This window comes from Levilactobacillus zymae DSM 19395 (assembly GCF_001434115.1).
GTDB lineage: Bacteria > Bacillota > Bacilli > Lactobacillales > Lactobacillaceae > Levilactobacillus > Levilactobacillus zymae.
This window is the reverse complement of record NZ_AZDW01000013.1, coordinates 196,644-211,071: the sequence shown is the minus strand read 5'-3', so window position 1 is coordinate 211,071 and position 14,428 is coordinate 196,644. Positions and strand designations below refer to the sequence as shown.

Here is a 14,428-nt window from a genome sequence, read left to right as displayed (position 1 = left end):
TCCCCCTAATCCGTGGCGTACTCGCTTAGGTATTCCCAGCGAGCGACCTTCTGATCTAATTGTTGGTCTAAGTCGTCTAATTGTTGTTGCAGGTCGGCGAGCTTGTCGTAGTTGGCCCCGTTGGCGTTCATGTCCTTTTGCACGGCGGCCTTCTTGGCTTCCAGATCGTCGATGACGCCCTCGATGCCTTCCCATTCCTTTTGTTCGGCGTAGGTCAGCTTGACCTTCTTTTTCGCGGTCGGCGCCGTTGGTTGTTCCGGTTTCGCAGTCGTCTTGGGTTTCGTTGCCGCGGGCTTATGACTCGGCTTTTGAGCCGCCAAGTAATCGCTAAATTGACCGGAATACCGTTCAATCTGCCCGTTGCCGTCGAAGATCAACAGGCGGTCGGCCACCTTATCCAGGAAGTAGCGGTCATGGGAGACCGTGATGACGGTGCCGGCGAACTGCGCGATGTAGTCCTCCAAGACCGTCAGGGTACTAATATCTAAATCGTTGGTGGGTTCGTCGAGTAGTAAAACGTTGGGTTGTTCCATCAACAACTTCAACAGGTATAACCGCCGCTTTTCACCCCCGGAGAGCTTACGAATCAACGTGCCGTGCATGAACCGGGGGAATAAGAACTGTTCCAATAATTCGGTCACACTGACGGAATTGCCCTGCTTATCGGTCACGTTTTGGCCGACCTCTGACAGGTAGTTGATCATCCGTTTATCTTCGGGAATTGGTTCGATTTGCTGGGTATAGTAGGCCATCTTCACGGTTTCCCCCACGTCGATGATGCCGGAATCTAAGGGTAACTTCCCGGCGATCACGTTAAGGAGACTGGACTTCCCGGCTCCGTTTTCTCCACTGATCCCGATGCGTTCGCCGCCCTGGATCAGGTCGCTAAAGTCCTTTAAGATCAGGTGGTCGCCTAGACGCAGGTTGGCGTCCTTTAATTCGATGACCTTTTTACCTAACCGTTGTTGGCCCAGAGAAATCGACACGTTTTGTTGGACCTGTCGGGTGCCCTGTTGGCTGGCCAACTCGTGGAACCGGTTGATCCGGGCATTTTGCTTGGTCGACCGGGCCTTGGCGCCCGCCTTCATCCAGGCCAGTTCCTGTTGGTAGAGCCGCTTAGACTTCTGTTCGGCATCGGCTTCTTGCGTCACCCGTTCGGCCTTTTCCTGGACGTAGGCTTGGTAGTTTCCCGGGTATTGGTAGAGTTTCCCGAAGTCGAGTTCCCAAATCTGGTTGGCGACTTGGTCCAAGAAGTACCGGTCATGGGTCACGACCAGTAACGCCCCCTTGTAGGTGGTCAGGTATTGCTGCAACCAGGCGATGGAGTCAAAGTCCAAGTGGTTGGTCGGTTCATCCAAAAGCAATAGGTCCGGGGATTGAATCAGCACCTGGGCCAAGCCGACCCGCTTGACCTGCCCCCCGGAGAGCGTCTTGATCGATTGCGATAGGTCCGTGATCTTTAGCTGCGTCAGGATCGTCTTAACGTCGCTTTCGGCGGTCCAGGCGTCCTCTTCGTTCATCTTAGCCTCGGCGTCTAAATAACGTTTCTGGGCCTTGGCGTCCTCGGGGTGTTGCCCGTAAGCCGCCAGCGCCGCCTCGTATTGGCGAATCGTTACGAAAACGGTCTGGTCCCCGGAAAAGACGGCGTCCATGACGGTCAGGTTTTCGTCCAGGTCGGGTTTCTGGGTCAGATACCCAATGGTGTAGTCCTTGGGGGTACTGATGGTCCCGGTCTGGTCGTTGTTGACCCCGGCTAAGGTGTTCAACAGGGAGGTCTTCCCACTGCCGTTGACCCCAATCAACCCGATGCGGTCGTGTTCGTTGATGATGAAGTTTAAATTATCAAATAGGGTTTTCTCACCATAAGTTCGGTGTAAATTTTCTGCACGTAAGGTTTGCATAAATTTTCGTCACTACTCTCTTATTTCGAATTTGCTAGGGCTAACGCCTGCGTCAGTAACGCCGCCGGTTGGTTGGCCACTTGGCCCGTGACCACTTGCCGTTCCAAGGTGGCTAACAGCTGACCTAACTGGGGACCGGGCTGAATCCCGGCTTGCATCAAGTCCTTCCCCGTTAACGCCACCTCGCGTTTCTGGTGAATGGGCAGCGCTTCAGCCGCTTGGGTCAGGGCCGTGGCCCGGTCGGGAGCGCCTAAAATGACGGCCACCTCATTGGCTAACAAGAGCCGGTCGCGGCCGCACTGGTAGAGTTGCCAGGCCGTCAAGTCTTGCGTCTGCAGGACCCGTGCCGCTGCCACCACGGCTTGCACGTCCGTGATGACTTGGTTGGAGGTCTTCCAGTGCTTCAAGAAGGTCGTGGTCTGGGCGTGATCCAGTCCGAAGCTTAGACTCAGTAACGCCCAAGCCGTGACCTCGCTGCTGACGCCGTGGGTCAACCGCTGAGCTAACCGGGTCAACGCCGCTTCCTGGTGGGTAAAGTCCGGACAGTAACGCCAGAGCTGCGTCGCTAGCATCACGGTCAACCCGCGCTGCGGCGTCTGGCCCATCAGTAGCTTCAAGAGTTCCACCTGCGTCCGTTCGACCGCGATTTTGGCCAACAGGGCCGCGTGATCGGTCATGGCCGCTTCCGTAGCGGGAACGATGTCGAAGTCCAATTGACTAGCGAACCGGACCGCCCGCATCATCCGTAAGGCGTCCTCGTGGAACCGTTCCTGGGGATCGCCCACGGCGCGAATATGGTGATTTTTCAGGTCGGTCAGGCCATCAAATAGGTCGATGACCTCCCCGTTCTCGCGCATGGCTAAGGCGTTGATCGTGAAGTCTCGGCGTTTTAAGTCCTCGGCCAAGGACCGCACAAAGGTCACGTGGTCAGGACGGCGAAAGTCGGTGTAGGTCGATTCGGAACGAAACGTGGTGGTCTCGTAGCCCGTGCCGTGATCTAGAATCATCACGGTACCGTGTTCGATGCCGGTATCGACCGTGCGTTTAAAAAGGTGTTTGATTTCATCGGGATAGGCGCTGGTGGCGATGTCAACGTCGTGGATCGATTTACCTAAAATCGTATCCCGCACGCTGCCACCCACAAAGTACGCCTCGTAACCCGCCTGCTCAATGGTCTGTAAAACCGGCCGGGCCAATTCAAAATCCCGTGGTAATTGTTTTAGTTGCATACCGTCTTCCCCTTCTGCCAAATTCTGGTAAAGTCTTCCTCTGCCAGTTTAACAGATTACCGCGGTGAATTGAATGCAAAGCGCTGGTTCGGCCCGGTTAGCGCGGTTACTATTGGTCTAAAAACTATGCTATGATGAGCTTATAATCTTGCGTGCCGGGCAGACGGGTTTGATGGTCAATTTGGTTAAATTGGTCCGCCTGAATTAACGTGATATTTCGGTGGGAGGACGATACTATGACACAGATTAAAGACGAACAGGTTCGGCTACTCGACCTGATTATGATTGGGTTGGGGTGCGCCACGTTGGCGTTTAGTTTGGTCTTCTTCAACATCGCCAACCATTTGGCCGACGGCGGGATCTCCGGGATCACCCTGATCATCCGGGCGTTATTTCACTTTGACCCCGCCTACTCGACCATCCTGATCAACATTCCGCTGCTGGCCATCGGGTACCGTTACCTGGGTAAGCAGTCCTTGATTTACACAATCTACGGGACCTTCATGTTGTCGCTATTTCTGTGGATCTGGCAACGGGTGCCCCTGGCCATCGACCTCAGAGGTGACCTCCTACTGGCCGCCCTGGGTGCCGGGATTGCCGGGGGCTTCGGGTCGGGATTGATCTACCGTTACGGTGGCACTACCGGCGGGACCGACATCGTGGCGCGCATCATGGAACGGTTTTTCGGCGTGCCGATGGGCCAATCGCTCCTGTGGCTGGATGTGGTGATCTTACTGATTTCGCTGGTCTACATCAACGTGCCCCACATGGCCTACACCTTGATTTATTCCTATATTCTCACGCGAATCGTCAACTTCACGCAGGAAGGGGCTTACGCGGCGCGCGGAATTTTGGTGGTCTCCGAGCACTATCAAGACATCACTAACGCCATCATGGACCAACTGGAACGTGGCGTGACCCTGTTGCACGCTGAAGGTGGCTACTCGCACCAATCCCGGCAGATGATTTACGTGGTCGTGGCCCCTAACGAATTGCACACCTTGCGTCACATCATTCATGAGTGCGATCCTAAGGCGTTTGTCTCGGTAATTAGCGTGACCGAGGCCCTGGGTGAAGGGTTTACCTTCGCCGTCCCTAAGAAGCGCTTTTTAGCCCGTTTCCGGCATTGACCGGTTTGGGCGGTTTAGGTTCTGGTTTAGCAACCGCGGGGTGTGCGGTTGCTTTTTTTGTGAGAAAATAAGTTAAAGTAAAAATTGTGTTATTACAAATATGATTTTTCAAAAAAACCGTTTGCGGCAATTACGCCACAAACGGTTAAATTTTAACAATTTTTAAAGTTAGACTTCCCGGTAACTGTCCCACAACGCGGCCATTTCCACGTCGTCGGGCACTAACTTAACGTAAGCCTGCAGCAGCGTTTTCACCTGGTCGCTGGCCCCCTCTTCGCGGTAGAAGTAAATGGCCGGCTTCAAGAAGTCCGGCTGATCCATGAAGAACGGTGCCGCGGCATCGTAAGCTTGCCGGGCCTGCGCGTAATTTTCCTGGTGTTGGGCCGTCACGGCCAGGTTCCAGTAAAGCTGGGGATCGGCGCCCTCGTCCTTCACGTAGGGTTGGATCAACGCCACATTTTCGTCCCAGCGCTCCTGCTTCACGTACAGGTTACTGAGTTGGATCACCGCACTCAGGTCGTCGGCGTCTAGGTCGTGGCCCTGCTTCAAATACTTCTCGGCGAGGTCTTCGTCGTCGAGCTTCGTTGCCACGTGCGCCGCCTGCAGCCAAAGCTTCTCGTTGTACTGGTCGACCCCTAACCCTTCCTGAAGCGCCGTTAACGCCTCCGGCAAGCGATTTTCGGCCTCCAGCGCCTGGCCCAGATACGGGTACAACGACGTATAGTTGGGGTCGCTATCCTTAAGTTCCTCAAACAGGTGAATGGCCGCCAAGCGGTCCTTTAACTGGAGGTAGGTAAAGGCCGTTTCAAACTTCACGTCGGCGGTCATGTCCCCCGGGTGAATCTGCTTCAGATACCCGATGGCCTGCTCAAAGCGCCCGGCGTTCGCGTAGGCCACCCCGAGGCGTTCCACCAGGTTAACCCGCGATAACGTGGTCGTTCCCGCCGTGATCAGTTCCAGGTACAGCGGAATGGCCTTCCGGAACTCTCGCATGGTGAAATACAGTTCGGCCAACGCAAAGGTGATCACCGGTTCGTCCGGTGCTAGCTTACGGGCCGTGAGTAGTTTTTGCTCACTGACCTCGAAGAGTTCCTGGGTCTGATAAAGGTCCGCCGCCACCATCAGCGCCTGCACGTAAGCCTCGGAACCTGGTTTGACCTGATTCAGATAATCCAGTGCTTCATCGTTTTTATCCTCGTCAATCGCAATATCCGCCAGGTTCGTCCGTAATTCGTCTTCGTCCGGATACTTCTTTAACAACTTCTCGTAGATCCGGCGCGACTGGTTCAAAAAGCCCAAGGAATATAATTCTTCGGCCAGACTAAACAGGGTATCATCATCGTCGTGGCGCAGCGCCAAAGCGTATTGCTTCTTGAAGGCATCCAGTTGCCCCTTTTCCAGTTGGTCTAACGCAGTTTGTGCGTAACTCATCCGTTTTTCGGCCTCCTCAACGGTCCCAGATCAAGCATCATGATTTCACGGTAATAAAAAACCAGTCCGTCGACCGGACTGGCCCTTTACCCATTAAATAGTTAATTATAATTATTTAACAGCATCCTTTAAAGCCTTCCCTGGCTTGAATGCAGGGACTTTGCTTGCAGGAATTTGGATTTCTTGTCCAGTTTGTGGGTTACGGCCCTTACGAGCTGCACGTTCACGTACTTCAAAGTTACCAAAGCCGATCAATTGAACCTTTTCGCCTTTAGCCAACGTTGCTTGGACAGAATCGAAGACTGCATCAACTGCAGCCGTTGCGTCCTTTTTAGTTAAGCCAGTTGCGGTTGCAACATCGCTAACCAATTGTGCTTTGTTTGCCATTTTGAATTCACCTCCTGAACAGAAGATTAGATGTAGGCCATCTAGTGATCATTTTTGAGTGGTCCAAAAATGATGAAACAAATACGGGGAAACCGCATCATTTCTTTATCAAAGATAGCACAGGAAGCCTTATATGACAAGGGATAACGGCATTTTTTAGCAATTATCCCCGAAGTTTTTGTGATTTTTATCATTTTGACCCGAATTCGGGCAAAAAGGTTGCTATCACGGGGTTCGGCGTTACTTCCGTGCCCGTTCGATCAGATGCAACGGTGTGCCTTCAAAATCGAAGTGTTCACGAATCTGATTTTCCAAAAACCGTTCGTAGGAGAAGTGCATCATCTTCGGGTCGTTGACGAAGACCACGAAGGTTGGCGGGGCCACGGCCACCTGCGTGGCGTAGTAGACCCGGAGTCGCTTCCCGTTGTCGGACGGCGTCGGATTCAACGCAATCGCGTCCATGATCACGTCGTTTAACGTGGCCGACTGGACCCGTTGGTTGTGGTTGGCGGAAACCCGTTTGATCATGGCCGGCAGCTGGCTCAACCGTTGACCGGTCTTAGCCGAAACGAACAAGATCGGCGCGTAACTGAGGTACTGGAATTCCGCGCGAATCAGATTTTCGAAATCCGTCAACGTGTGGTTGTCCTTCTTCAAGGTGTCCCACTTGTTGACCAGGATAATGATGCCCCGTCCCGCTTCGTGCGCGTAACCAGCCACCCGTTTATCCTGTTCACGAATCCCTTCTTCAGCGTTTAAGACCACTAACACCACGTCGGAGTCGTCAATCGCGCGCATGGCCCGCATGACGCTGTACCGTTCCGTGTTTTCGTAGACCTTCCCCCGCTTCCGAATTCCGGCCGTATCGACCATGGTGAAACGCGTATCGTCCGCCGTAAACTTGGTGTCGATCGCATCCCGGGTGGTCCCGGCAATGTTTGACACGATCACCCGGTCTTCACCCAACATGGCGTTGACCAGCGAGGATTTCCCCACGTTCGGCCGACCAATCAGGCTAAAGCGAATGGAGTCGTCCTTCGGGGCACCATCTTCGGCCGGGAATTCCTTGACCACGGCGTCTAACAGGTCACCAAGACCTAAGCCGTGGACCCCGGAAACCGGGTACGGATCGCCAAAGCCCAAGGCGTAGAAATCATAAATCGTTTCGCGGACTTCCGGGTTATCGGCCTTGTTCACGGCCAAAATCACGGGCTTCTTCGACCGGTAGAGAATCTTAGCGACCTTTTCGTCGGCGTCCGTGATCCCCTCGGGGGCGCTCACGACGAACACGATCACGTCGGCTTCATCGATCGCAATTTCGGCTTGTTGGGTAATCTGGGTGAGAAACGGTTCGTCCCCCATGTCGATCCCCCCGGTATCAATCATCCGAAATTCCGTGCCCAACCATTCGGCCGGCGCGTAGATTCGGTCACGCGTTACCCCGGGGGTGTCTTCGACGATGGAAATCCGTTCACCGGCAATCCGATTAAACAGCGTCGACTTCCCCACGTTGGGGCGGCCAACAATGGCTACTACGGGATATGCCATCGTAAATCCCTCCTTTATTTGTTTACCTTGCTTACATTTAATGACAGGAAAAGGGCCCAGAACGCAACCCATTCAAGTTTCGCTCTAGACCCCTTTATCACGACGGTCTAATCTAAATTAGTCCTTGTCGTTTTCCTGGTTTTCGATATCCTTTTTCAGGCTGTCCCCAATCAGGTCACCTAAAGAGAAACCGGTGCTTTCTTCTGGGGCGTTAGCCGTGGAAGTTTCAGCAGAGTTCCGGTTGTTCCGGCGTGGACGAGAACCACCGTTGTTCCGGTTGTTGCGAGGACGACTAGCGTTACCGCCGTTGTCGTGACCTTCGTCACCGGACTGTGGCTTTTCTTCCAAAGCCTTGATGGACAAAGCTAAACGGTGATCGTTTGGCCGTACATCTAAGACCTTAACCTTGATTTCTTGACCAACCTTTAAGACGTCAGCTGGCGTCGCGATGTGTTGGTGAGAAATTTGGGAAATGTGAACTAAGCCTTCAACGCCTGGGAATACTTCAACGAAGGCCCCAAAGCTAGTCAAACGCTTAACAGTACCGTCTAAGACGCTACCTTGTGGTGCCTTGTCTTCAATGCCATCCCAAGGTTCTGGTAAGGTTTGCTTGATGGACAAGGAAATCCGGTCACGTTCTGGGTCAACGGATAAGACCTTAACCTTCACGTCTTGGCCCACCTTTAAGACATCGCTAGGCTTTTCAACCCGTTCGTAAGCAATTTCGGAAACGTGAACCAAACCGTCCACGCCGCCAAGGTCAACAAAGGCCCCGAAGTTCGTCAAACGAGCAACCTTGCCTTCGACCGTGTCACCAGCTTGTAACTTCGCCATGATTTCTTCCCGTTGCGCAGCCCGTTGCTTTTCAACAATGGCCCGGTGGGATAAGATCAAGCGGTTTTCGCTAGGTTCGATTTCCACGATCTTGAATTCAAGGGTTTGACCCTTAAATTGTGATAAGTCTTCAACAAAGTGATCTGAAACCATGGATGCTGGGACGAAGCCCCGAACACCGGCGTCAACCACTAAACCACCCTTAACCACTTGGGTAACTGGGGCCGTTAACGTGTGACCAGCTTCAAATTCTTTTTGAATGTCGTCCCAAACCTTACGGGCTTCCAAACGACGTTGTGAGAGCAAGTAGCTCCCGCCTTCTTTATCGTTACCGATACGTGAAATTACGACGAGGTCTAAGACGTCCCCGACTTTAATTACTGATTTAATATCATCGACTGGCTTCGTGGATAATTCCTTCTTTGGAACAACCCCTTCAATCCCAGTTTCACCGATACCAACAATTGCTTGTTGATCGTCGTCGATTGCTAAGATTTCACCCTTAACAACATCGCCGACCTTCACGTTATCCACGTTATTCAACGCGTTTAGCAAATCGTTGTTATCATTGTTTTGACTCGTGCCATTTTCACTCATGCGAATATTTCCTCCTTGCGACAACTCTAAACACCATTTTATCTGATTACAGCGATAAAAGCTAGTAAAATGCCTATTTCTGTCGCATTTCTTTTTCTTTAATAATTTCAGCGATCCGATCCGCCACTTGTTCAATTGATAACGAGGTGGTATCTAACCGAATGGCATCCGCCGCTTGAGTCAGCGGGGAGACCTTACGGGTCGAATCCTTGCGATCCCGTTCTTCAATCTCGTGTTTCAGGGTGGCTAACGGCGTGGTGATGCCCTTGGCCGCATTGTCCTTCAACCGTCGTTGGGCCCGTTCTTCCACGCTAGCCACCATGAAAATCTTGACTTCCGCGTGGGGCAAGACGGTCGAGCCGATATCACGACCGTCCATGACGATCCCCCCCGCATCCGCGATTTGCCGTTGGCGCGCCGTTAATTCCGTTCGAATGGCGGGTAACGCCGAAACCTGCGAGACCGAATTGGTCACGTCCGGTTGCCGAATCGCTAAGGTGACCTCCGTGTCGTCCACGAAAACCTTTTGCGTTGGGGTGCCGGGCTCGAAACGAATCGTTATTTGATCCAGTAATTGCTTGATCGTCGCTTCGTCGTCTAAGTCCGCACCGGCCTGCAACGCCTTCCACGTAATGGCCCGGTACATCGCCCCGGTATCACAATAGATGTAATGAAACCGCTGGGCCACGATCTTGGCGACCGTACTCTTCCCGGCGGAAGCGGGACCGTCGATTGCCACTTGTAAACCTTGCTTAGCCATAACCACATTAACTCCTAATCTAAGTATTTAATTGGGTCTTACCGTACCCGTAAGCGTTGGCCAGGGTGCACCGTCGCGCCGGATGACAGACCGTTTAATTCTAATAATTTTTGTTCCGAGATGCCCGCATTCGTGGCCACCCGGTAGACGCCTTGGCCGGATTCGACCGTGGTGTATTTCTTGCCCGCCGCACTGGTCGAAGAACTGCTCTGTGACTGACTCGTCGCGGTCGAACTCGTTGCCGAAGAGGTCGCAACAGAAGAACTGCTAGTCGCGGTCTCCGTCGAACTAGCAGTCGTCGTATCTGTGTCCTGACGGCTACTCTTCGAGGCCTTAGTCGTCTTCTTTTTGGCGTGACTGCTGGTACTCGTCGCCTTCTTTTTACTCGAAGAAGAGCTTGAGGTCCCGGCAGCCACCTTTTCCGTATTTTGAGGCCGGTTAACCGAACTTTGCCGAGCTAAACCGTAAACCAATGAAGCTGCTGCAATCACAATGATAATGGCAACCAAAATAATGGTGACCATGGTATTGCTATGATTTTGTCGCCGCATTTTCGTTCGTGATAGGTTTCCCTGATCGTCCCGATCATCAGCAAACGATTGCTCCCATGGCCGCGACGTTTGCTCCTTGGGCGTTTGCTCGTCACGTTTTTGACTCATCATCTAACCTCCCTGAAAAACTTTCACCGGTAATTGTAACATTCCCGGGTGAAATTAGGAACCTATAATTGCTGAAACCACCGAGATTACGGCAATCTTAAAAAATAGCGATTCAAGTCGCTACCGGTAACTACGTAAAAGCGTGGGAGATTTTGTGGAACATTTTCGGGCAGCGTCAATGCGCCCCTGTTTTAGTCGAGACGTGCGCGCCACTTTTTAGGCCACCAGTTGCCGTCAAAACCAAAGGCCGCCCCGCTGACTAGACGAGACGACCCAGAGGAATTGCTCGGCGGTCACCCACCAAACGATGAAAAGATTAGCTCCCCAATCTTAAAGAAGCCCCTTTAGCTTAACAGGTTGAGCTCAGTCAGTGCGGCCCAACGCAAAAATTACGGCGTTGCCTGTCCGTAACGGTTAGTCGGCCACTAGCAAACGGCGTAGCTGGGCCTGCCAGTCCGGCGCCACGGGGGTCGGTGGCGTTGGGGCTTGGCGTTTCAAGCCCAGGTCGGTCAGGTCGATGGGTACCTTGCCCGGGGCACAGCACGCTTCGTGATGCGCCGGGGCGGTCTCGTCAAACGCGGCGAGCCACCGCGCACGCAGACAGCATGGTTCTCGCACGTAGGCCAGCATCTGCGCTAGGGCGTGGCCCCGTTCCTTCTCCCGGCGCTCGAACAGCGCCTGCACGGCGGTCGCCGAGATGCCGTGTTGCAGATAGAAGGTCAACAGGGCAATCCCCGGGTCGTTGCGACTAAAGGCTTGCGGGTGCGCATAGAAGCGTTGGATCGTGGCATCGTCCGGGCGGTTGGCCTGGTTGAGCGTCAAGGGTAACCGCTCATCCCCCGGCGTGTAGAGCAACACGGCCAGACTGGGCTGACCGTCCCGCCCCGCTCGGCCCATCTCCTGCGCGTAACTGCCCAGGTCGGCCGGTAGGTGGTAGTGGATCACGTAGCGTACGTCGTTTTTATCGATGCCCATGCCAAACGCACTGGTCGCACAGATAACGGCCAGGTCCCCCTGCATGAACTGTTGCTGGATCTTGAAGCGGTCCTCGCTGGACAATCCCGCGTGATAGGCCGCTACCGCTAGGCCGGTCTGGTCCCGTAGCCACTGGGCCATGTCGGTTGCTAGTTGTTTACTGGAAAAATAAATCACGCCCGGAAAGACTAGCTGAGTCACTAGGGCTAACAACCGCTCGCGTTTAGCGGCATCGTTTGCGACGGGTTCCACGTCCAAGAAGATGTTGGGCCGGTCGAGCGATTCGGTCACCACCGTGGGCGTCGTGCGTAATTGTTTGGCGATCTCGCCCTTGGTGGCGTGGTCGGCCGTCGCCGTCAGCATCAGGGTCAGCGGTGAACCTAACTTCTCGCGAATGGCCCCCAACAAGAGGTATTCGGGCCGAAAATCTGGGCCCCACTGGACGATGCAGTGGGCCTCGTCGATCACCAGCAGGCTCAAGGTCAGTTGGCCTAACCGCGCCAACATAGCCGGTTGGGCCAACATTTCCGGCGATAAAAACAGGAATTGATACTGCTCGAGGTGCGCTAAGATCGACTGGCGTTCCCCGTAGCTGGTCAATGACGTAATCGCCGCCACCCGGCGAAAACCGGCCAGTCGCATGCGGTTGACCTGGTCCGTCATCAAGGCGAGTAACGGTGAAACGATCAAGACACAGCCGGGATGGCGGTACCCGTATAGCTGATAGATCAGGGTCTTCCCCGCCCCGGTCGGGAGCACGGCGAGGGTATCGTGCCCGGCCTCCAAGGCGGTGAGGGCCGCTTTTTGCCCGGCCCGAAACTCGGAATACCCGAACACCGTTTGTAAGCTAGTCGTTAGGGGTTCCAGCATGCCCCGCACCTCCCTTGTCACACCAAATGGCTAATAACCGAAACGTAAAGAAATCAAAACGCGCCTGCAAGTCGGCTGGTAACGCGGTGTATTCCCAGTCGTCCAGTTGCGCCGGTAAGGCCGCCAAGAGTGTCTGGCGCGTTGCTTGCGGCAACAGGCGCTCGTAGGGTAAGGCTGTCACGGGTAACATGATGGCCGCCTCCAAGAGGTGTTCTCGCACGGTACTGGGCTTGATCTGCCGTTGGGTGGCCACCTGATCGAGGGTCAAGGCCGTGGTGGTCACCGCACGTAAGGTGGCCTGCGCACTACGCGTCACGGCCGTTTGCCACGCCGGCGCCAAGAGTGCGTGTAAGGGGTGGTCGGCCTGCCGGGCGTCTTGGGCGATGCGCACCACCCCATCGACGTGTCGCAGGTAGATCTCCCAGGGCGTTTGGTGGAGGTCTACAGCCAGCTGCTGATTCGTCAAGCCGGGTTGCTGGTACCCACTAAACCCCGCCGTCAAGACTTGCGCCGTTTTTTCCGGTAACTGGGTCAGACTAGCGGTCAAAGCCGTGAAAATCCGAGTGGCCAGGTCCGGCGACTTGGCCTGATGAAACCACTGTCGCACGGCTTGCCGGGTCGCCAGGTCCGTGGTCAACGGGTAGTAGCGCGCCGTTCGATGGGCGTACTGGGATACGACCTGGACGCTCAGCAGTAGGCGTTGGCGGGCGACCGCTAATGAAAGTTGTGGCCACAAGGCCCGCGTTTGGGGCTGGTAGGTCGGGACTTGGTCGCGGCGTTGCCGGCCCTTTGCGGTGAGGCGTAACTGGGGTTGTTCGTTCGGCGTCCATGTCGCTAATTTTTGACTCACCAGGGCCTGAGCGGTGGCGTCGAGGCCCCCGCGGTCCAGGTGCTTCGCTAGACCGAGGAGAAACAAGAGATCGTAGCGCTGCCCCCAGTACAGCGTGGAGACCGTTTTGCGGCCCCGCAACAGATTTTCAATTACCCGTAATCGCCGGGCTTGCTGGTCGTCTAGCAAGTGTAACAAGTCTTCTGGATCCACCGATTCCGCCTCCTTTGGTGCTTATCCGTTCTAGTTTACCATACTCAAAGAGTGGGACAAAAGGCGGTTAGCTGGCGAGCATGAACGTCGTAAGGCAGATAATCCTGGGCTTGGATTATCCGTCTTACGGGGTTAAGCGGAACCAGCTGCCTTTTGGCGCACGTTTCGACACCAGATATTCGGAGACGAAAAAGAGCCCGAGACTTTTGTCCCAGACTCCACAGATATCATTGATGATGAATGGCTTAATTTTGGTGCCGGGCGAGCCAATCCCCGAGTCGCCGATTCAGCAGGATGAAGAGGACCCCTAGCACGAGACCCTTGATCAGGTTAAACGGAATGACCCCCAACAAGATCAACTTGTTGACGGGTAGACCCAACGACATCCCCCAGACCTTCAGATATAGCGGCGTGATGACCCACTAATTGGCTAGTGATAGAACCACGGTCAAGCTGATGGTCCCCACGATGACGGCCATGACCTGCCGGGATAGTGTCCGGGGCCGATCTTTGAGGACCGCACTGATTGGTAAAATAAAGGCAATATCGGCGATAAATGCGGTCAGCACCCCAATGAAGTTGACGATGTCTAACCCCGTCGAGACGAAGTAGAGCAATTCCTTGACGGCGGCGATCAAAATCGCCCCTCCCGCCCCGAAGATACTCATGCCTAACAAGACCACCAGATCACTCAGATCTAACTTCATATACGGCACGATGGGAATGATGGGAATGGAGATAAACATCAGTACGTAAGCCACTCCGGCAAAGAGTGCCATTTCCACCATGGCACGAACACCCAGTCCCTGTTGACGATTTTCCATAATCCTGTTCCTCCTTGCGGTCATCTCAAACGACGCGGCCACGAAAAAAGGCCTCGCCGCAGAAGGGCAAGACCTTGTTGATTACGTCGGGATGCGTAAAGAGCAACGTCTCATCTTCTGCATACCAGACTGTACTGTCGGTCTCGGAGTTGCACCGAATCAACCACGGGAGCGTGGGTCGCGGACTGTTACCGCCGGTCGGGAATTCCACCCTGCCTTGAAGATGAACCATAATTTTATT

General features: G+C 54.3%; 12 protein-coding genes, 1 pseudogene and 1 riboswitch. Of the genes and pseudogenes, 1 reads left to right on the top strand and 12 read right to left on the bottom strand.

The window, feature by feature from the left end; translation table 11 throughout:
* Positions 1-5 precede the first annotated feature (5 nt).
* Together FD38_RS02590 and FD38_RS02585 are read right to left on the bottom strand one after the other, a co-directional pair.
* Positions 6-1,901, bottom strand: a complete 1,896-nt coding sequence (locus FD38_RS02590) for an ABC-F family ATP-binding cassette domain-containing protein (protein WP_057730863.1) — start codon at positions 1,899-1,901, stop codon at positions 6-8.
* 20 nt (positions 1,902-1,921) lie between these two features.
* Positions 1,922-3,130 (bottom strand): CCA tRNA nucleotidyltransferase, encoded by a 1,209-nt coding sequence (locus FD38_RS02585; RefSeq protein WP_057730862.1) that lies wholly within the window; start codon positions 3,128-3,130, stop codon positions 1,922-1,924.
* A gap of 236 nt (positions 3,131-3,366) precedes the next feature.
* On the opposite strand from FD38_RS02585, the gene FD38_RS02580 reads away from it, so the two are divergent.
* A complete protein-coding gene (locus tag FD38_RS02580; RefSeq protein WP_057730861.1) occupies positions 3,367-4,260 on the top strand; it encodes a YitT family protein in 894 nt (297 codons plus the stop codon).
* 168 nt (positions 4,261-4,428) lie between these two features.
* Here the strand turns inward: FD38_RS02580 and FD38_RS02575 are convergent.
* From FD38_RS02575 to FD38_RS02535, 10 genes and pseudogenes are all read right to left on the bottom strand, one after another.
* Positions 4,429-5,700: pseudogene (locus FD38_RS02575) on the bottom strand (tetratricopeptide repeat protein); the annotation flags it as partial.
* 102 nt (positions 5,701-5,802) lie between these two features.
* Positions 5,803-6,078 (bottom strand): HU family DNA-binding protein, encoded by a 276-nt coding sequence (locus tag FD38_RS02570; RefSeq protein ID WP_011667553.1) that lies wholly within the window; start codon positions 6,076-6,078, stop codon positions 5,803-5,805.
* A 240-nt stretch (positions 6,079-6,318) separates the two neighbouring features.
* A complete protein-coding gene (gene der, locus FD38_RS02565; protein WP_057730857.1) occupies positions 6,319-7,626 on the bottom strand; it encodes a ribosome biogenesis GTPase Der in 1,308 nt (435 codons plus the stop codon).
* A 117-nt stretch (positions 7,627-7,743) separates the two neighbouring features.
* On the bottom strand, positions 7,744-9,057 hold the full coding sequence (rpsA, locus tag FD38_RS02560) for a 30S ribosomal protein S1 (RefSeq protein WP_057730856.1): 1,314 nt from the start codon (positions 9,055-9,057) through the stop codon (positions 7,744-7,746).
* Positions 9,058-9,130: 73 nt separating this feature from the next.
* Positions 9,131-9,817: a (d)CMP kinase gene (cmk, locus tag FD38_RS02555; protein WP_057730854.1), complete on the bottom strand. Its 687-nt coding sequence runs from the start codon at positions 9,815-9,817 to the stop codon at positions 9,131-9,133.
* 38 nt (positions 9,818-9,855) lie between these two features.
* A complete protein-coding gene (locus tag FD38_RS02550; RefSeq protein WP_057730853.1) occupies positions 9,856-10,476 on the bottom strand; it encodes a LysM peptidoglycan-binding domain-containing protein in 621 nt (206 codons plus the stop codon).
* Positions 10,477-10,890: 414 nt separating this feature from the next.
* Positions 10,891-12,321 (bottom strand): RecQ family ATP-dependent DNA helicase, encoded by a 1,431-nt coding sequence (locus tag FD38_RS02545; protein ID WP_057730852.1) that lies wholly within the window; start codon positions 12,319-12,321, stop codon positions 10,891-10,893.
* On the bottom strand, positions 12,299-13,363 hold the full coding sequence (locus tag FD38_RS02540; RefSeq protein WP_057730850.1) for a helix-turn-helix domain-containing protein: 1,065 nt from the start codon (positions 13,361-13,363) through the stop codon (positions 12,299-12,301). Before FD38_RS02540 ends, FD38_RS02545 begins: the two co-directional genes overlap by 23 nt.
* Before the next feature lie 245 nt (positions 13,364-13,608).
* Entirely contained in the window at positions 13,609-13,749 is a 141-nt protein-coding gene (locus FD38_RS12970; RefSeq protein WP_235806465.1) for a hypothetical protein, read from the bottom strand.
* A 36-nt stretch (positions 13,750-13,785) separates the two neighbouring features.
* Positions 13,786-14,187, bottom strand: a complete 402-nt coding sequence (locus FD38_RS02535; protein ID WP_235806464.1) for an ECF transporter S component — start codon at positions 14,185-14,187, stop codon at positions 13,786-13,788.
* A 108-nt stretch (positions 14,188-14,295) separates the two neighbouring features.
* Positions 14,296-14,416: riboswitch (FMN riboswitch) on the bottom strand.
* Positions 14,417-14,428 lie beyond the last annotated feature (12 nt).